Genomic DNA, 19114 nt, shown 5'->3' with positions numbered 1-19114 from the left:
GTCTTAGCGTTTCATATCCATTCAACACTACAGATCTCCTTGCAGACAACAAAAAAAGCCCTCGATGGTCGAGAGCCCCTATATCAAATAACAGCAATTATACACTCCTGTGCTGAACCACTCTAATTACCTCATTGAATATCGCGTCGGCCTTCTAGCGCCTTAGATAAGGTCACCTCATCCGCATATTCCAAGTCACCGCCCACAGGCAGACCATGGGCAATTCTCGTAACACGTATGCCAAACGGCTTCACAAGCCTTGAGATATACATTGCTGTTGCTTCCCCTTCAATATTCGGATTGGTGGCCAAGATTAATTCTTTAACCCGCTCATCACTAAGCCGCTTGAGCAACTCAGCAAGACGAATATCCTCCGGGCCTACTCCTTCCATTGGGGATATTGCACCTTGAAGCACATGATAATACCCCATGAACTCCTTCGTACGCTCCATCGCAACCAAATCCTTGGTTTCTTGTACAACGCACATGACAGAGGCATCACGCGTCTTATCTGAGCAAATACGGCAAGGATCAATATCTGTAATATTGCAGCACACAGAGCAGTAATGCAGGTTTCTCTTTACGTTAACAAGCGCCTTCGCAAAATCAATAACATCGTCCTCCTGCATACGGAGTACATGAAACGCAAGACGAGCCGCCGTCTTCGGCCCGATTCCGGGCAAATGTGTAAATGCCTCGATCAACTTGGCGATCGGTTCTGGATAATACAATGCGGGCTCTCCTTTACGATAGCTTAATCGACGATTGCAACCTCGTCCTTACACCCAAAAAACTTCCCCTAATGGTAGAAACGGCATATACCGGAATCGGTATATGCCTCACATTCATGTGTCTAGATTTAGAACAAGCCAGGAATTTTCATTCCGCCTGTGAATTTGGACATGTCGTCATTTGCCATGTCTTCTGCTTTTGTCAACGCATCATTAACAGCGGTCATAACAAGGTCTTGAAGCATTTCGATATCTTCTACATCCACTACTTCTGGTTTAATAGCAATGCTAAGCACTTTTTTGTGGCCGTTAACTTCTACAGTTACAGCTCCGCCGCCAGAAGTGCCAGTTGCTTTTTTATCAGCCAATTCTTCTTGAGCTCTCAACATTTGTTCTTGCATTTTTTAACTTGCTTCATCATTTGATTCATATTGTTCATCGCCGTGAATCTCCTTTTTCTCCATTTAATATAAATTACTCTTTTATGACAACGAGATCTTCTCCAAATAACTGGATTGCCTCGTCAATCCATGGTTCTTGAGAATGATTGCGGCCTTCTTGGCCCTCTGGCTCCAATTGGAATTCCTGCTCTTCCTTGTCTTCGGTTCGGGCTGCTGCAGCCTCCCAATCCTTGAGCATCATGGTATCCATCTGGTACGGCTTGCCAAAGGTTTCGGACAGCACTTGCTCGATCACCTGCTTATTAGTCGGCTTCTCTGTCGTATCTCGGTGAATCGAATTTTTGAAACCAATCAGAATCCGATCCTCCAGACATGACACAGGTTCACCGTTAACCAGCCAAGCATGAATGGTGACACCCGCTTCCTTCACTCGCTGCAGCACTTGTCCCCAAGTACCTCGAATGCGATTGAATTCGGCGCTGTTATGATTCGCAAGGTATCGCTCAAACTGCGGCGGCTGCTTAGAGAACTTGGATACGCGTCCAGATGGGCGTGTTGCAGCAGGTGTACGTTCATTCGTTACTTGTTCCTGACGGCCTGCACCTGCCCCCCCTGATTTCATTAACTGTTCAACCTTCGCCTCTAAAGACGTAATCTGTTGACGCAAATGTTGCAGGGAGGAGGAATGTTCCATTCCATCCTGTCGAATCTCCCCTTGAACGGACTCGCCAGTATCCGCAGCACGATGCAAGGGACGCTGACCCGAAGCTGCCAATTGAAGCAGTGCGACCTCGAACAAAGTCTGCGGCTGCACAGCGAACTTCATATCCGTCTGGTATCGATTCAGCGTATCGATGATGTGAAACAAACGACTCTCTGTGAACCCTTCCGCCAAATCACGGAAAGACTCCACGCGAGTCAACCGATCCGTTAGTGTATCTCCGCTCGGCACCATCTTCATCATAAGCAGATCTCGGAAAAAGTACAACAGGCTTTCCATGCACTTGTCTGCGCTCTTGCCCTCCTGCATCAGTTGCTCAACCACCGAAAGCACCGATCCAACATCACCCGCTTGTACCGCTCGGGCAAGTTCAGCGAATCTCTCTTCGGGCATACCCCCAGTAATGTCCAATACCTGTTGATAGGTAATGGCTCCGTCAGTAAAGGAGGCTGCTTGATCCAGCAAGCTGATCGCATCGCGCATCCCGCCGTCAGACAGCTTTGCAATATAGGTCAAACTGTCATGATCAGCTTGAATATTCTCTTCCTTGCACACCTGAGCCAAGCGCTGTACTTGCTCAGCAAGCGAGACTCGACGAAAGTCAAAACGCTGGCAACGCGAAATAATCGTAGCTGGAAGCCTATGCGGCTCTGTCGTCGCCAATATGAACATCACATGCGAAGGCGGTTCTTCTAACGTCTTCAGCAAGGCGTTAAAAGCTTCCGTCGTCAACATGTGAACTTCATCAATAATGTACACCTTGTAGCGAACTTCTGTTGGCGCATATTTCACTTTTTCACGAAGATCGCGAATTTCCTCTACACCGCGATTCGATGCAGCATCGATTTCCACTACATCCATCACAGCTCCGGCAGTGATGCGCTGACACGCTTCACAAGCGTTGCAAGGCTCCGGGCTCGGCCCTTGTTCGCAGTTGACAGCCTTCGCCAGTATTTTCGCTGCACTCGTCTTCCCGGTTCCTCTCGGGCCGCTAAACAAATATGCATGCGAAAAACGCCGCTCCCGCAGCGAATTTTGCAGCGTTTGAATAATATGCTGTTGTCCGACCATGTCTTGAAATGACTGTGGTCTCCATGCGCGATACAATGCGATATGCCCCATGATGCAACCTCGAAAACGTTTTTACTTATTATACTATATCATAACCTCTAAAAAAACAGCCATTCCCTCTCTTTGGAAAAGAGAGGCGCTTACTACATCTCTATGAGCTCTGATAAGGGACTGCGAGCGTAAATGTCGTGCCAAACCCCTTAGAGGAAACGCGTATCGTCCCCCCTAAATCATGAATAATTCGTTGGCATACCGAGAGCCCCAGTCCCGTTCCATTCTGTTTTGTCGTAAAAAAGGGATCGAATATCTTATCAACGAGAAATGCCGGAATCCCCGGACCCGTATCATGGATATCGATCAGCACACGCTGCTCTGCACTATCCCGCTTCACGCTCACCGTCAGCGTGCCGCCTTCCACCATCGCCTCTATTCCATTCTTGGCGATATTGATAAACACCTGCTTCAGCAGCTCGCGATCCGCCACCACATTCGGTACAGACTCCCCTGCCTCGTATCGAACATGTACACCGTGCAGTACTGCCTCGCTGCGAATAATCGGTAAAATATCGTTCATTACCTGATGTACATTAACACGCTCAATTGTGACATGTTTCGGTTTGCTTAAAAGCAGAAACTCACCGACCAGTTCATTAATCCGGTTGATTTCCGTTAGCATGATTTCGGTATAATGGACTTCCTTCGCCATCCCCTTGTCACGCAGTGTCTTCTTGAACATCTGCAGAAAACCCTTTATAGAGGTTAAGGGATTACGAATTTCGTGGGCCGTCCCTGCTGCAATTTGCCCAATCATTGCCAACCGATCACTTCGCTGCACCTGTTCCTCCAACGAGCGCAAATTGGATACATCCTTGAACAGCACATACGCACCTACAATGCGGCGCTGTTCATCGCGCATGACATTGGAATCCATAAGAAGCTCATATCGTTCAACACCATTTCGCCAAGAGACAGCATGATTCCGAACACTCACACCTTCAAGCAATGATCGCTGTACGAGATGATGCTCTGTAGGCATGTCGCCAAACAACTCATTAACACGTCTTCCGAGCACCTTCTCCCTCTCCCAGCCTAACACTTTGCAGGCCATATCACTGATGTCCACCAGGGTAAACTGAATATCCAACAGCATAATCCCTAAATTTACATCCTGTATAAAAGCACCGGCAAATTGCTGTAGCAGGTGCAACGCCTTCACATTTGCCCCTTCATTGCAGGAGGAAGGTAGGGACTGTTGCGACAGAGCGCCATGTATCGGTATGCTTGATTCGTTCATACACTCACCTCTTTTTGCAGAAACGAAAATGAGATTATCCGCTCACTTGTTGTTCGTTGTACAATTCGCCAAAAGGCGGTATTTTTCCTGCCATATATATAATATGAACATGTATTCATATTTGTTTAAACAAAAAACACCGGTTATCCCGGTGTCCTCGTATGCACTATATGAACCGTGCACCTGTTATTGATAATTGCGATCCGAGCGGCACTTCCACACTACGACTCAGGCCAGGCTTCCCTCCGGCACATGAGCTCTCCTACTTATGGCTGCTTCCTTCCGGACCTGACCAAGTTCATAGGCACCCATTGCGGAGGACCCAGCCGTCAACACCGAGTGTAGACGCCAAACCCCACATCGACAAAACCTCTAACAGGAATTCAACCTCGCTACAGCGGATTGCGAGTTACAGGGCACCGCTACCTCCCCGTCTAGCACGGCATAACTTAGTATAGACGATTTGCAACAAAAGTGCAACCAACGTCATTTGTTAACAGTTATGGAACTGCCTTCCTCCTTGTTTTACCCGGTTCTTCGTCCATTTGCTGAAGATACCTCAGCAGTACACATAGCAACGCACTAATCAAGCCTGAGATAAAATAAACCCAAGACTTAGCGCTCGCTATCGGATACACCCATTGCAGCACACAAGTAGATAATGCAGCCCACACGAATCCAAATGCAATCCAAAATGGTGCGAGAGTCACAGGCTTATCTCCCCAAAATAACTCCAGGATAAGGATTCCTGCTAGAGATAGCATCACCACAATGAGACTTATCCATGCAAGTGTGACATTCCCATCCGGAAGAACAGGCCATCCCCAATGAGGAAGAGCCCGTGCAATCAAACGAAAAATACCATATGCACTGCCGACCACGACAAAGGTGGCAGCCATCACAATGATGGCGTCCTTAATAAAAGTGCGCTTGCTTCTAAGCGGTTTAGGCTCGGTCTGAACCAACCGCTCCTGCTTGCGGCGCTCACTCCATTCCCCCACACATACAAACAATACCCCTAACAAAAGCGTACTACCGATGATGGTTAACGGCAGTTCTCCCTTAATGATATGCCATATAAATCCTAATCCAAGCTCGAATAATTTTTCAACCATACCGCCTAGGCTCCGTTCTTACGATTCACAGTCCATCTCAAAGTCTAAATTCACCGGTTCATCAGGCATCTTATTATTCGTCGCTAATCCACCAGTCGTGGGAACAGAGTCATCAACTATATCCAGGCGAATCCCATCCATCCACACTTGACCTGAGCCGCTTAGCAGCACACCGAATGCAATCACTTCCGCATAAGGAGCAATATCAAGCACTACTTCATAGGAGCTCCACTCCGTTGATCCAACAATCGGGCGTTCATCCATGTTATCAAAGTTGATAGGCACTTCATCTTTGGCGTCGACCCGCATCCACATGCCTGCCCATCCCTTAACGCCGTCCGTCTTCAGGAACCCAGACAAACGAAGTCGCTGGCCAGCATACTTTCCAGCCTTGATCATCTGCATCAGCGTACAGAACCCCCGTGGATCCGCAACCTCTTTAGCTCGAATGGTGCCCGATGCCCTTCCCCGATGAACATGAACACGATCAACGCTTACCCGATACTGGTTCGGATATACACCTGTAATTGTCCATCCTGGCGGAGCAGCTTGCAGTTCAGGTATAGAACCCTGATTTTCAATCATTCTATTCTCCTCCTTTGTCCAATGAAAACAACGAAAACCTTTGCGATATTCATTCGGTGTCATACCGTACATCTGCTTGAAGGCACGTGTAAAGCTGTCTTGACCAGAAAATCTGTATTCTAGCGCAATATCCAGGATTCGTTTATCTGTGGAAAGCAGATCCGCCGCAGCCCCTGCCAGTCTGCGTTCTCGCAATAAAGTTGCTGCACTTACTCCGACATGCCGTTGAAACACCCGGTTAAAGTGAAAACGGGATACCGAGCAATGTTCCGCAACGGCCACCGCATCAACGTTTTCTTTTATATTTCGTTCTATGTAGGATACAGCATCTTTAATCCACTGCTCGTGTTCCCGCCACATAGCCTGACCTCCCCATGATGAAGGCTTCTATCTTGATAAAATTCCCGTCCCAATTAATTGTAGCGAATTTTCACAAATGTCGTTTTGACATTTTGTGCGAATTTTCCGTTCCAACTGTTAGACCGCTAAGGGAGCAGTTATACATATAAAAAAAATGAACTCCCTTGACTGTTGCCAGCAAGGGAGTCCATATCATAAACATACGTATTACATGCCGTATTTCTTTTTGAATCGATCCACACGACCACCAGCATCCAAGAACTTCTGCTTACCTGTGAAGAATGGATGGCAAGCGGAGCAAACCTCTACCTTCAAGTTCTCTTTAACGGAACCTGTTTCGAAAGTGTTACCGCAAGCGCAAGTTACAGTCGTAATGTGGTATTTCGGTTGAATTGCTTCTTTCACTCGAATTCACCTCTTTCCGCCCTGAGCCCTTTGCGTGCCCAGAGTATATAAAAAACGCATGAATGGATTATAGCATGTTTGCATCAAGTTCGCAATCTCATGTTATAACCATATTCTTGTCCGCTTAATGACCAAAGAACGAGTGCTTAGGAGCTCACAGAGCTGCTGCGCGTTCTGCGCGGAGGCGGTGTTGGCGTACCGCTCGTATCCAGTGATGCCAGAAATTCTTCGTTCGTCTTTGTATCGCGCAGCTTCTTCAAGAACTGATCCACGAATTCTGGAGATTCGTTCATATTCTTGCGAATTGCCCACAACTTATCCAGTTCTTCCTTGGACAAGAGCATTTCTTCGCGGCGCGTTCCTGAGCGGCGAATATCGATAGCCGGGAAAATACGGCGTTCAGCCAGCTTACGATCCAGATGAAGCTCCATATTCCCTGTTCCTTTAAATTCTTCATAAATGATGTCATCCATACGCGAGCCTGTCTCAACCAGCGCTGTTGCCAATATCGTCAGGCTGCCACCCTCTTCAATATTGCGGGCAGAACCGAAAAACCGCTTCGGACGATGGAAGGAAGCAGGGTCGATACCGCCAGATAATGTACGGCCAGACGGTGGAACCACCAGATTGTAAGCTCGAGCCAAGCGCGTAATACTATCAAGCAGAATAACTACATCCTTCTTATGCTCTACTAGACGCAAAGCGCGCTCCAGAACAAGCTCTGTTACCTTGATATGATTCTCTGGCACCTCATCAAATGTGGATGCAACAACCTCTCCTTTTACAGAACGCTGCATATCCGTTACTTCCTCAGGACGCTCGTCAATGAGCAGGACGAATAGTTCAATCTCAGGGTGGTTGGTCGAGATGCTATTCGCGATTTCCTTCAGAAGTAATGTCTTACCGGCCTTAGGAGGAGCTACGATAAGTCCGCGTTGTCCAAGCCCAACCGGCGCGAGCATATCCATAATACGAGTAGACACTTTGTTGGAAGCCATTTCAAGCACAAGCTTCTTCTCTGGATATAGCGGTGTCAAAGCAGGGAAGTGAAGGCGCTGTGCCGCATCTTCTGGGTTCTCGCCGTTTACAGCATTGATTTGAAGTAATCCGAAGTATCGCTCGTTCTCTTTTGGAGGACGGCACTTCCCTGATACGAGGTCACCCGTACGAAGGTCGAATCTGCGAATTTGAGATTGAGAGATATAAATATCTTCTGAACTCGGCAAATAGTTAATAGGACGCAAGAAACCGAAGCCCTCCGGAAGAATGTCCAGTATTCCCTCCATAAACATAAAGCCGCCTTGTTCCGCCTGCGCGCGCAAGATAGCAAATATTAATTCTTTTTTCTTCATTTGACCATAGCCTGCAATTTGAAATTGTTTTGCTAGTTTATATAGCTCGGTCAGTTTTTTCGTTTCCAAATCGGAAATTTGTAACTCCATGAATACAACTCCTATTCTGTTGATAAATACAAATGATGTCAGAAGAATAAGTCCAATTGTGATATCGATACGTATAAACGCAGCGGTATGTCAGTATGAGAAATGAAGGCTGGTTGATACAATGAATAGTGGACAGATAACAGATGGGAACTGTCGGCCTGGGTAAGAAAGTCATTGAAGCGAAGCACTTATGGAAGTGATGGTGCTAAACGCTACAGCGTCTTCAAGGAATAGAAAGGGAAATACTCTTCGTACGTTCGAACTTGCTAAAAGGTTGCATTTTCTTCTGTATCCGAAAGAGAATGCACCACTATCACTCTCTTTCGGATACAGATCGCTAAACAAACGCCGAGTACTAGAATTTTCGCGCTTGCAGGTCACTTGATCGGAGCTTATCGGAAAGTTGTTACCACCCTTGACCCACGATTGCGAAACGATCATTATCCTATTTTTACCCTATAACCGCCAATTTATTCCGTCTGACGCCATACATCAGCGCCTAAATTGCGCAAATTCGTAACCAGATTATCATAGCCCCGGTCAATATACTCTACACCGGAGATTTCTGTGATGCCATCTGCTACAGTTAGTCCTGCAATCACGAGTGATGCCCCCGCACGCAAATCAGCGGCTTTCACCTTTGCTGCATTCAGCTTTGCTCCCTCAATGACTGCTGAACGTCCTTCCACACGGATTTTGGCGCCCATACGAAGCAGTTCTGGCACATTTTTAAATCGATTGCTATATACGAGATCGGACAGCATACTTACGCCAGCAGCTTGCGTGAGCAAGCTGATCATCGGTGATTGAAGATCTGTTGCGAATCCTGGATACACGAGGGCCTTTACATCGATAGCCTCATAGTCAGGCTGGCCAATCACACGAAGAGACTCGTCTCCTTCGATGACTTGCACACCCATTTCCTCCAGCTTCGCCGTAAGTGCTTCCAAATGCTTAGGGATGATGTTGTCGATGAGAATATCGCCACGCGTAGCTGCCGCAGCGATCATATAGGTTCCTGCTTGAATGCGATCCGGAATGATAGAATGTCGGCACCCATGCAGCCCCCCCACTCCTTCAATTCGAATGGATTCAGTACCAGCACCTTTGATTCTAGCCCCCATTGCATTGAGCAAAGTGGCTACATCTATAATTTCAGGCTCTTTGGCCGCATTTTCGATAATGGTGATGCCTTTGGCTCGGGAAGCCGCCAGCATAATATTAATGGTTGCTCCTACACTAACCACATCGAGGTAGATCTTGGCGCCGCGCAATTCGCGCGCCGAAATATGGATTGCTCCGTGATCATTGGTTACCGTAGCGCCCAATGCTTCGAATCCTTTAATATGCTGATCAATCGGACGGGGTTCAAAGTTGCATCCTCCCGGCATGCCAATAGTCGCTTCGCCGAAACGCCCAAGTAAGGCACCCATTAGATAATAGGAGGCCCGCAATTTCTTCACAGGTCCGTTATGCATTGGCATCGAAATCATGCTAGATGGGTCAATTCGCAAGGAAGGGCCCTCCCAGCTTACTTCTCCGCCGAGTTCGCTAATAATCTCCGTATAGGTTGCAACATCACTTAATGCCGGCAAGTTATCGAGCACTACTTCACTCTCTGCCAATATTGCCGCAGGAATGAGTGCGACTGCACTGTTCTTTGCGCCGCTGATTTGCACAGCGCCACGCAGCGGTCGCCCACCGCAAATCATTAACTTTTCCATCACAAGCTAAGTTCCCCCCACGCCGCACCTGTTACAGATCCGGCTCGCCCATATGCTTTATTGGATTCATGTTCATTTGCAAAAACGTGGAATAATCGCAAAAAAGGGAAGAACACCGGCGCGAACCGGTGCTTTTCCCGCATTCGTAAACATAAATATGAATATCGATTATGCTTGGTTATTGGATCCGAACAAGCGGATTTTGTTGCGAACAACTTCAACCATTGCATTGCGTGCTGGCGTCAAGTATTTGCGAGGGTCGATAACGTTCGCATCTTTAGCCAGTGCTTCACGGATAGCTGCTGTGCAAGCAACTTGGTTTTCAGTGTTCACGTTGATTTTACCTGCACCTGCTGCAATCGCTTTGCGGATGGACTCGTCAGGTACACCGGAACCGCCGTGCAATACGACTGGAACTGGGATTTTGGAAGCTACTGCTTCGATGATATCGTAATGAAGTTTAGGCTCGCCTTTGTACATGCCGTGAGCAGTACCAACAGCAATTGCAAGTGCATCTACACCTGTTTCTTCATAGAAACGAATTGCTTCTTCTGGGTTAGCCAATTGAGCTGCATCTTCGTCTACGTGAAGATCGTCTTCAACGCCGCCGATTGTACCCAGTTCACCTTCAACCGATACGCCCATAGCGTGAGCTGCTTTAACAACTTCTTTTGTCAAACGGATGTTGTCTTCGTATGCATGATGGGAACCATCGAACATAACGGAAGAGAATCCGGCACGAATACAAGCCATTGCTACTTCAAATGTGCTACCATGGTCAAGGTGCAAAGCGATTGGCAAGCCGGATTTCTTAGCAGCCGCCTCAGCCATTGCTACTGTGTACTCCATTCCCATGTAACGCAAAGCGCCTTCGGATACACCGAAGATGATTGGCGCGTTTTCTTCCATCGCCGCTTCTGTAATTGCTTGTGTGAATTCCAAGTTATTGATGTTGAACTGACCTACCGCAAATTTTTTCTCTTTTGCTTTAGGCAAGAACTCGTTCATCGAAACTAATGGCATGGTCTCCATCCTCCTAGGAAGTTGTTCGTCGTCTGTCTATCTTGATTAGAGCCGACATCTTATACGGTGTTATTATATCACAATTGGGCGTGAAAAAGTAAACAACCTCTTGACAAAACAGCTACATTACGTTTACAGGAATTGATTTCCCTAAAGCCGCTGACTGATTGGCCGCTTCTATTAATTTTGTCAGATCCAGCGCCATATTAACGTTGTCTGGATTGGTTTCTCTACGCAGCACATAATCTACCCACTGCTCGAACATATTCGGAATCGGTTCATCGAACGGAATTATATTCCACTCTCCGTCTCCTTCATTCAGTCGTATGCGAATTTGATCGTCCGGCATGCCATACATAATGCTGCCATTTGCGCCATGAATCTCAACCATGAACGGGGATTGACCGGTAACAAATCCTGTTTCGGCAATTCCGATAGCACCACCATCATATTGGAGCAGCGCGACTGCATTATCTTCAACTTCTTTACCAGTAACATACCCATATGATGCAGTCACGGCTCGAGGCATCCCTTGCAGCACACGGGCAATATACATTGGATGACAGCCTAGATCGATCATTACCCCACCACCACAATCGGTTCGATCGTAGAAATGATCTGGCAGCCATCCTGCTAGAGCTCCGTTGTGCGCCATACGCACACGGACAAGCGATACATTCCCCACAGCGCCCTCTCCTACTATTCTGCGCAGCGTTATGATATCTCGCTCATATAGCTTTCGAAGAGCAACGGTCAGCACAACATTATTTGCTTCTGCAGTCCTTACGATGCGATCAGCTTCTGCCAAGGTTGGGGCTAATACTTTCTCTGTGAAAATGTGCTTGCCTGCTTTTGCTGCCTTTACCATGATTTTCTCATGCAGACGCGTCGGCGCTACAACCACAACCGCATCGATATCCGCCTGTGCCAGCATATGATCTAGATCTGCATAAAACGGCACCTGATAGCGGCTTGCATAGCGCTCGCCACGCGTCTCATTTTCATCCCATATTGCTGCCAGCACTGTATCTGGGTGATGAAGAATAAAATCCGTATATTCTTCCGCATGAACATGCCAATAACTGCAAACAGCCACTCGTATCATCATTTATCCGCCCCCTGTAAAATCCCATGATTGTGCCACTGACCATTAGATTATATCGCTTCCGTATCCTATAGCAGCGATTTAGAGCACAATACCCAATAAACGAGGAAGGCCCCTAAGGAGGTCTCGTCCACGAGCACTCTCCACTAGAGGCATGTCCAATTCACTGTATCGCAAGCCAATGCTATAAGTCGCCCACTATCATTGACCGGATACTTTGAAGAAGGCTAGAGCTTAACCCCCAGCAGGCTTCTTGTTTTATATCATACATTACTTCTTAAGAAGGCATCGTCATCTCGTTACTTGACTGCCCCTGCTCTAATGTCATATTGACCGCAACTCTCATCTCATCAATATCGAATGGCTTCGTAAAGTGCATTAATGCACCGAGATCGGTCGCTTCCTTAATCATATCCAATTCGCCATAAGCGGTCATCATAATCACATTCATATGTGGCTTCATCAGCTTGATTTGCTTCAAAATTTCTAATCCATCCATGCCCGGTATCTTCATGTCTAGCAGGACAATATCCGGCGACTCTTCTTTTACGATCTCCAGCGCCATCTTGCCATTGGACGCTTGAAAAGTCGTGTATCCTTCACTACTGAACACTTCCATGAGAAGAACCCGAATACCATTCTGATCATCGACAATCAATACTTTCTTATTATTCAACTGGTACCCCTCCCACCGCGTCTCACGAGCGAGTGTGCAGCATCCTCTTGTTCAAATGAGTTAATCTCTCACACTGCATGCTTATTTTACCACTCCACATGTACAGTACTTATTCGCTTCTTTACAATAAAATCCTTCTTCTTCTAGGAAAAACATCGCAACTCCCACATAAAAACAAAAAAAGCGAAGACTCTCCAATAGGAGAGCCCCGCTTCAAACGATTCCAGCGACTATTGTTCCTTATCCACGATGCGTCATTGCCGCTTTGACGAACTCGCGGAACAATGGCTGTGGACGGTTCGGACGTGAAATGAACTCTGGGTGGAACTGTACAGCCAAGAACCAAGGATGACCTGGAAGCTCTACAATTTCCACCAATCGGCCGTCTGGGGACGTACCGCTGATCTTCAAGCCTGCGCCTTCAATTACTTCACGATATTCATTGTTGAACTCATAACGATGGCGGTGACGTTCGTACACCAGCTCATCATTGTAGCAGGACATTGCAAGCGATCCTTCTTGCAGTTTGCAAGGGTACAGACCAAGACGCATTGTACCGCCCAAATCTTCAATATCCTTCTGCTCAGGAAGCAGATCGATAACTGGATATTCTGTCGCAGGATTGATTTCGGAGCTGTTCGCGCCATTCAAGCCTGCCGCAGCACGTGCATATTCAATAACCGCAACTTGCATACCAAGGCAAATACCGAAGAACGGAATTTGCTGTTCACGCGCATAGCGGATTGCTGTTACTTTACCTTCGATACCACGATCGCCGAATCCGCCTGGCACCAAGATACCATGTACGCCCGACAATTCTGCATCTACGTTTTCTTCTGTAATTTCTTCTGCATTCACCCAACGGATATTAACTTCCGTATTGGCATCAATACCTGCATGCGCCAACGCTTCTACGATGGACAAGTAAGCATCATGCAAGGCTACATATTTACCAACGATTGCGATCTCCACTTGGCCTTCAAGCTGCTTCACGCGGTTTACAAGCTTCGTCCACTCCACCATATCTGGTTCTGGAGTTTGGAGCTTCAAGTGATTTACAACGAAATCGTCCATGCCTTGCTCATGAAGCATCAATGGTACTTCGTACAATGTGGAAGCATCCCGGCATTCTACTACCGCATTCGCATCAATATCGCAGAACAAGGAAATCTTGCGCTTCATATCTTCTGCAAGCTCATGCTCTGTACGGCATACGAGCATGTTTGGCTGAATACCGATACTGCGCAATTCTTTTACGCTGTGCTGCGTAGGCTTCGTTTTTACTTCGCCTGCAGCTTTGATGTAAGGAATCAAGGTAACGTGAATGTACATCACGTTGTCACGACCTACATCACTTTTAATTTGACGGATTGCTTCCAAAAACGGCAAGCTCTCGATATCGCCGACTGTACCGCCGATTTCGGTAATGACAACATCAGAACCGGATTCCTTGCCTGCACGGAATACGCGCTCTTTAATTTCATTCGTAATATGCGGGATAACTTGTACAGTACCGCCAAGGTATTCACCGCGGCGCTCCTTCGAAATTACCGTAGAATATACTTTACCAGTTGTCACATTGCTGTTCTTCGACAGGTTGATGTCGATGAAGCGTTCATAGTGACCTAAGTCAAGGTCTGTCTCTGCTCCGTCATCTGTTACAAAAACTTCGCCATGCTGATAAGGGCTCATTGTGCCCGGGTCAACGTTAATGTAAGGATCAAATTTTTGGATCGTTACTTTAAGCCCTCGATTTTTCAGCAATCTGCCCAGGGATGCTGCCGTAATCCCTTTACCAAGAGAAGAAACGACGCCGCCCGTTACAAAAATATATTTTGCCACTGGTGAAACCCTCCTATGATCAAGTGCATTCAAGACATGTTCTCGGGAGGCTTTGTCTGTAGAACAGGTTCGATACACGCGAGTCCCATAATCTCATGTTGTTATCGTAACCCATTTGCGCAATATTCATTGATGCAAAATGTCATTAAAAAAGCTCCTGTCTAAATTGTCCGGAAGTCATGTTCCGTAGTGGACGGGAGCTATTTTATACGAATCAAATTGTACCAATTGCAACCAGCAACAAAGCCGCAAAATCCGCAATTCGTATCCTAAAAAACAAAAAAGTGACTCCCGTAGTGTCACGGGGCACTTTCTTCATATGTGAAAATGACTCTATTTAATTACGTGTAAATCCAAAGCCCATATGCTAGTTTACTCTGTAGGCAATCCCGTGTCAAGGGAGATCGAGGTGATTTTTCGCACGGGCAGCTCATATGGAAAATGCCGCTTACGTATCCCTCCTGCACACGCCTAAGATCAGTTAGGGGGCACAGGAAATATAAGCAAGCGGCATTCTAAAATGCGGATTCAAATTAAGAAGAGGATCTTACATATCCCCGTCTTTGTCTTCCTCATCTTCAAATTCGTCGCGATCTTCATCTTCATTCAGATCTGCATCTTCTTCATCGATTTCTTCTTCGATGTCCACATCATCTTCCACATCAGAATCATCATCCTCGAAGATTTCCTCGTCTTCATCGCTATCTTCATCAACGAAGTCGAAGTCTTCTTCTTCATCATTGTGGTAGTTGTCGTCATCATCATTGTAATCGTCATCGTCGTCATCGTTAATGATGCGTGGACGCGGCGTACCCCCGGCCATTGCCTCTTCAGAACGGTCGACCGGATACCAGCGTTTCAATCCCCACAGGTTCTGGCCAACACAAGCAAATCGTCCGTCAATGTTAATTTCCGTATATAACTGCGCAATGACATCGTTAATTTGCTCTTCGGACAACCCCCGCAGCTTAGCGACTTCATTCATGAGATCGCGGTAATAGAAAGGCGTGTTGGCAGTTTTCAGTACCATGAAAGCAAGATCCACCATCGGTATTTCTTGCACTTTTTCAGGATCCAATTTCAAATCCAGCGGTGTGCTCATAAAGACACATCCTCTCTCTCTAAAAAGTTCAAATTGCATTCACTTATCCATGTTCACACATAAGTAAAACCGATCTCAAGTGAAAATGCAAGTTTTCTTCCTATAGACGAGGAAATGCCACAAGTCGGACAAAAAATAGAAACGCGAAGGGAATCCCCTTCGCGTTCGACTGTATCCGCACCCGATGAAGGCTAACGCCCCCGTATCGGGTGTGCTAAGCCCTTCGTCGGCTCTTCTTCATACTATGTCCGTGGAAGTCATTTGACACGGTGGAAGGCCTAACTTTCGCAAAAAAGGCTTCTACCCCAGTCCACGCAGGAATTTAACGCATACGATATGTAAAATTGTCTGTTCAAAAAAGACGTTTCAGCCAATTCATATTTGGTCTCTTGATTATCACATGTAACTTTTTGAACAACCGTTACAAAGGAACTGTCGGGAGGGACTCGACATTGGATACTACGGGCTTACTCCAGTTATTGCTTCAAGGGCTCAGCACCGATAAGCCGCGCAGGCGTCAACTGTTCATCCGCTTCCACACCCACGAACAGTATGAACAATGCAGCGAGGCACTGAATTTGCTCGAGGAAAGCAGACCGGAGCTTACTGTAATACGCAAGGTTCCACTTATTAATGCTTGGATATATCCAGCCAGTGCTGACTTCGACTCAACCCTTTTATTGTCCACTTATCAAGTTATCGTTGAAGAAGACATTCACCTTTCCATGCATGCCGTGTCCCAGCGGCCAGTCAACTGGGAGCGCGGCATTCCATGGGGAGTCCGGCACATCAAAGCTCCACAGGCTTGGAGCACAACAACCGGTCACCGTGTTCATATTGGTGTCATTGATACCGGGGCAGATTTTCACCATCCTGACCTGAGGCATTCGCTCACGCGCGGCATTAATCTGATTCAGCGCGGATTTCCTCCGCATGACGACAATGGTCACGGCACACATATTGCGGGCACGATAGCTGCCGCCAATCAAATGTACGGCATTATAGGGGTGGCCCCTCGCGCCGTTATTCATCCAGTCAAAGCATTCGATGAGAATGGAGCTGCCTTCGTATCCGATATTATTCAAGGCATTGATTGGTGTGTCCGCCATGGTATGAATATCATTAATATGAGCTTCGGCATGAAAACCCGCAGCAAGTCGCTCCTCACCGCTGTCACGAACGCATACAACGCTGGCGTTACCATTGTTGCCTCCTCCGGAAATGATGCGAAGCGCAAATCCATTGATTACCCCGCTCGTTACCTGCAAACGATCTCAGTAGGGGCTACCGATCGCATCCGGAAAATTGCCCCCTTCAGCAATCGAGGTCGCTTCGTTGATATTTACGCGCCTGGTGATAAAATTGTATCTGCGTGGATTAAGGGAAAATACCATGAGATGAGCGGCACCTCAATGGCCACCTCACACGTAAGCGGTGCTATTGCACTGCTGCTTGCCATGAAGCCCGATCTCAGGCCCGCAGAAATCAAATCCTTGCTAAGACGATCTGCAACCCCAATGCGAAGCCGGAGCAGCACTTCCCGAAGTGTAGGGGAAATTGATGTCATGCGGCTCCTTAAAGAGGCAGACCGATAACGTGTCCGAGATTTGAAAAAACAAGGACAGCCGACTAACCGACTGTCCTTGATCATTTATTCATGCAGTTGTACTAGGAAACCGATAGAGGCTCCATCTTCGATCTTGGTGTATTCCACAGCTCCAGCCACTTCTTAATAGCAGAAATGAGGATAATAACGCCCAGCACCATCATAATAATCGACAGCGTTGCATTCAGGATGCTGTACCCTTTACCCGATGAGTTCAAGTACACATTCGTAATCATCCATATGCCTGCATAGTTAACAGTGACGTACAAGTACGCAAGCGGTACAAGACATGTGAGTGAATACCAGCGCTTATCTGCAATTTTCATAATAACCGTAGCACCGATAATGAGACCGATGGAGGCCATCATTTGGTTCGATACTCCGAACAGCGCCCATACTGAACCGATATCTCCCGAGAAGAGCAGATACCCCCACAGGAAGCATGCTAGCGCACTTGCAAAGATAGAGCCTGGTACCCAGTCCACTTGTTTCAAAGGTTTATATACTTCACCGAAGAAATCTTGAATAATATAACGCGCTACACGCGTCCCTGCATCAATCGCTGTCAGTACGAATACCGCTTCGAACATAATAACAAATTGGAAGAAATAGGATGCCATTGATTCGAACCACGGGAATTTTGTGAAAATATACGTCATCCCAACAGCCAGAGTTACAGCCCCGCCTGTACGCCCCTCCAAATCCAAACCAATTTCTCTTGCCAAATCCGGCAGATGAACGACGTTCATGCCAAGTGTCTTGAACGCTTCCGGTGTAGAATTGATTGCGAAATAGTCAGCAGGCTGCAAGGCAGTCGCAGCGATTAGCGCCATAATCCCAACAACACATTCGACCAGCATCGCGCCGAAGCCTACTACCTTAATGTCGCTCCAGCGATCCATCATCTTCGGCGTTGTTCCCGATCCAACAAAGGCATGGAAGCCGGAGATTGCTCCACAGGCTATCGTAATCGAGATGAACGGCCATACTGGCCCTGCCAATATCGGCCCTCCGCCGTTAATGAATTCGGTCACGGCTGGGAATGGGATGTCCGGGTTAATAATGAACACACCAACGATAAGGGCAAGGAACACTCCGATTTTCATAAAGCTGCTCAAATAGTCGCGTGGAGCTAGCAGCAGCCATACGGGCAGCGCCGCCGCAAAGAAGGCATATACTGGTAAAATAATTGCAAGCGTATTCATATCAAAAGTCAGCCATTCGCCAAGTGCGGTTCCTTGAATGTAAGGACCCATAAATACGCCAATCATCAGCAAAACAAAACCAACTCCAGAAGCAAGCTTCAGGTTGCCTGTCTTCTTGTACCAAATTCCTATTATCATGGCAATTGGAATTGTAATGCCTACCGAGAAGGTACCCCAAGGATTGTGTTCAAGCGCATGAAGCACCACCATCGATAGACCAGCCATCGTAATCGTAATAATGAATAGCATTGCAAGTCCGGTACAGAAGCCAGCGATCGGGCCAAGCTCTTCCTTCGCCACCTCAGAGAGTGACTTGCCCTGCTTGCGCATGGATGCGAACAATACAACCATATCATGGACAGCCCCGCCAATAACCGCACCGATCAACAACCAGAGCAGTCCTGGCAAATACCCGAACTGGGCTGCTAATATTGGGCCGACTAACGGGCCTGCAGCAGCAATGGCTGCAAAGTGGTGACCAAAGGTCACCCATTTATTCGTCGGCACATAATCCTTGCCGTCATTTAATTCGTGCGCCGGAGTAGGCTTGGAATCGTCTAGCTTTAACACTTTGTTCGCCATAAATGTTCCATAGAGGCGATAGGTGATCATCAAGATGCATATCGAACCAATCACTATTGAAACCGCATTCATGATTGTCCACTCCCTTCAAGTTGTTACTGTTATCATACCTTATGAAAAAAGC

Annotated in this window: 15 protein-coding genes, 1 other RNA gene and 1 pseudogene; 1 reads left to right on the top strand and 16 read right to left on the bottom strand. The window is 47.1% G+C overall.

The window, feature by feature from the left end; all coding sequences use genetic code 11:
* Nucleotides 1–131 precede the first annotated feature (131 nt).
* The 15 genes and pseudogenes from recR to rpoE form a co-directional block, all read right to left on the bottom strand.
* Nucleotides 132–731, bottom strand: coding sequence for a recombination mediator RecR (gene recR, locus PAV_RS10075; RefSeq protein WP_005545723.1), 600 nt, complete (start codon nt 729–731; stop codon nt 132–134).
* A 128-nt stretch (nt 732–859) separates the two neighbouring features.
* Nucleotides 860–1170: pseudogene (locus PAV_RS10070) on the bottom strand (YbaB/EbfC family nucleoid-associated protein).
* A gap of 35 nt (nt 1171–1205) precedes the next feature.
* Nucleotides 1206–2975 carry a DNA polymerase III subunit gamma/tau gene (gene dnaX, locus PAV_RS10065; protein ID WP_005545721.1) on the bottom strand — a complete coding sequence of 590 codons (1770 nt, stop codon included), beginning with the start codon at nt 2973–2975 and terminating at the stop codon, nt 1206–1208.
* A 100-nt stretch (nt 2976–3075) separates the two neighbouring features.
* Entirely contained in the window at nt 3076–4218 is a 1143-nt protein-coding gene (locus tag PAV_RS10060; RefSeq protein WP_005545720.1) for an ATP-binding protein, read from the bottom strand.
* 175 nt (nt 4219–4393) lie between these two features.
* An RNA gene (ffs, locus tag PAV_RS33290) (signal recognition particle sRNA large type) lies at nt 4394–4661 on the bottom strand.
* A 57-nt stretch (nt 4662–4718) separates the two neighbouring features.
* Complete coding sequence (locus PAV_RS10055) at nt 4719–5333, bottom strand: hypothetical protein (protein WP_005545719.1); 615 nt, start codon at nt 5331–5333, stop codon at nt 4719–4721.
* Nucleotides 5334–5351: 18 nt separating this feature from the next.
* Nucleotides 5352–6278 (bottom strand): helix-turn-helix transcriptional regulator, encoded by a 927-nt coding sequence (locus PAV_RS10050; protein ID WP_005545718.1) that lies wholly within the window; start codon nt 6276–6278, stop codon nt 5352–5354.
* A 207-nt stretch (nt 6279–6485) separates the two neighbouring features.
* Nucleotides 6486–6683: a 50S ribosomal protein L31 gene (gene rpmE, locus PAV_RS10045; protein WP_005545715.1), complete on the bottom strand. Its 198-nt coding sequence runs from the start codon at nt 6681–6683 to the stop codon at nt 6486–6488.
* Between the two features lie 146 nt (nt 6684–6829).
* The gene (gene rho, locus PAV_RS10040; protein ID WP_005545714.1) at nt 6830–8125 is read right to left on the bottom strand and encodes a transcription termination factor Rho; all 1296 of its coding nucleotides are present in this window, start codon (nt 8123–8125) and stop codon (nt 6830–6832) included.
* 470 nt (nt 8126–8595) lie between these two features.
* Nucleotides 8596–9849: a UDP-N-acetylglucosamine 1-carboxyvinyltransferase gene (locus PAV_RS10035; protein WP_040735650.1), complete on the bottom strand. Its 1254-nt coding sequence runs from the start codon at nt 9847–9849 to the stop codon at nt 8596–8598.
* A gap of 168 nt (nt 9850–10017) precedes the next feature.
* Nucleotides 10018–10872, bottom strand: coding sequence for a class II fructose-1,6-bisphosphate aldolase (gene fba / locus PAV_RS10030; RefSeq protein WP_005545712.1), 855 nt, complete (start codon nt 10870–10872; stop codon nt 10018–10020).
* Between the two features lie 121 nt (nt 10873–10993).
* Nucleotides 10994–11980 carry a Gfo/Idh/MocA family protein gene (locus PAV_RS10025; protein WP_005545711.1) on the bottom strand — a complete coding sequence of 329 codons (987 nt, stop codon included), beginning with the start codon at nt 11978–11980 and terminating at the stop codon, nt 10994–10996.
* A gap of 274 nt (nt 11981–12254) precedes the next feature.
* Complete coding sequence (locus tag PAV_RS10020) at nt 12255–12653, bottom strand: response regulator (RefSeq protein ID WP_005545710.1); 399 nt, start codon at nt 12651–12653, stop codon at nt 12255–12257.
* A 240-nt stretch (nt 12654–12893) separates the two neighbouring features.
* Nucleotides 12894–14495: a CTP synthase gene (locus tag PAV_RS10015; RefSeq protein ID WP_005545709.1), complete on the bottom strand. Its 1602-nt coding sequence runs from the start codon at nt 14493–14495 to the stop codon at nt 12894–12896.
* 547 nt (nt 14496–15042) lie between these two features.
* Nucleotides 15043–15597 (bottom strand): DNA-directed RNA polymerase subunit delta, encoded by a 555-nt coding sequence (gene rpoE / locus PAV_RS10010; RefSeq protein ID WP_005545707.1) that lies wholly within the window; start codon nt 15595–15597, stop codon nt 15043–15045.
* 452 nt (nt 15598–16049) lie between these two features.
* On the opposite strand from rpoE, the gene PAV_RS10005 reads away from it, so the two are divergent.
* The gene (locus PAV_RS10005) at nt 16050–17192 is read left to right on the top strand and encodes a S8 family peptidase (protein WP_005545705.1); all 1143 of its coding nucleotides are present in this window, start codon (nt 16050–16052) and stop codon (nt 17190–17192) included.
* 73 nt (nt 17193–17265) lie between these two features.
* On the opposite strand, the gene cstA is transcribed toward PAV_RS10005, so the two are convergent.
* The gene (cstA, locus tag PAV_RS10000) at nt 17266–19062 is read right to left on the bottom strand and encodes a carbon starvation protein CstA (RefSeq protein WP_005545704.1); all 1797 of its coding nucleotides are present in this window, start codon (nt 19060–19062) and stop codon (nt 17266–17268) included.
* Nucleotides 19063–19114 lie beyond the last annotated feature (52 nt).

It is taken from the genome of Paenibacillus alvei DSM 29 (assembly GCF_000293805.1).
GTDB lineage: Bacteria > Bacillota > Bacilli > Paenibacillales > Paenibacillaceae > Paenibacillus_B > Paenibacillus_B alvei.
Note: the sequence above shows the minus strand (reverse complement) of the source record. Positions and strands in the feature narration are given on the sequence as shown.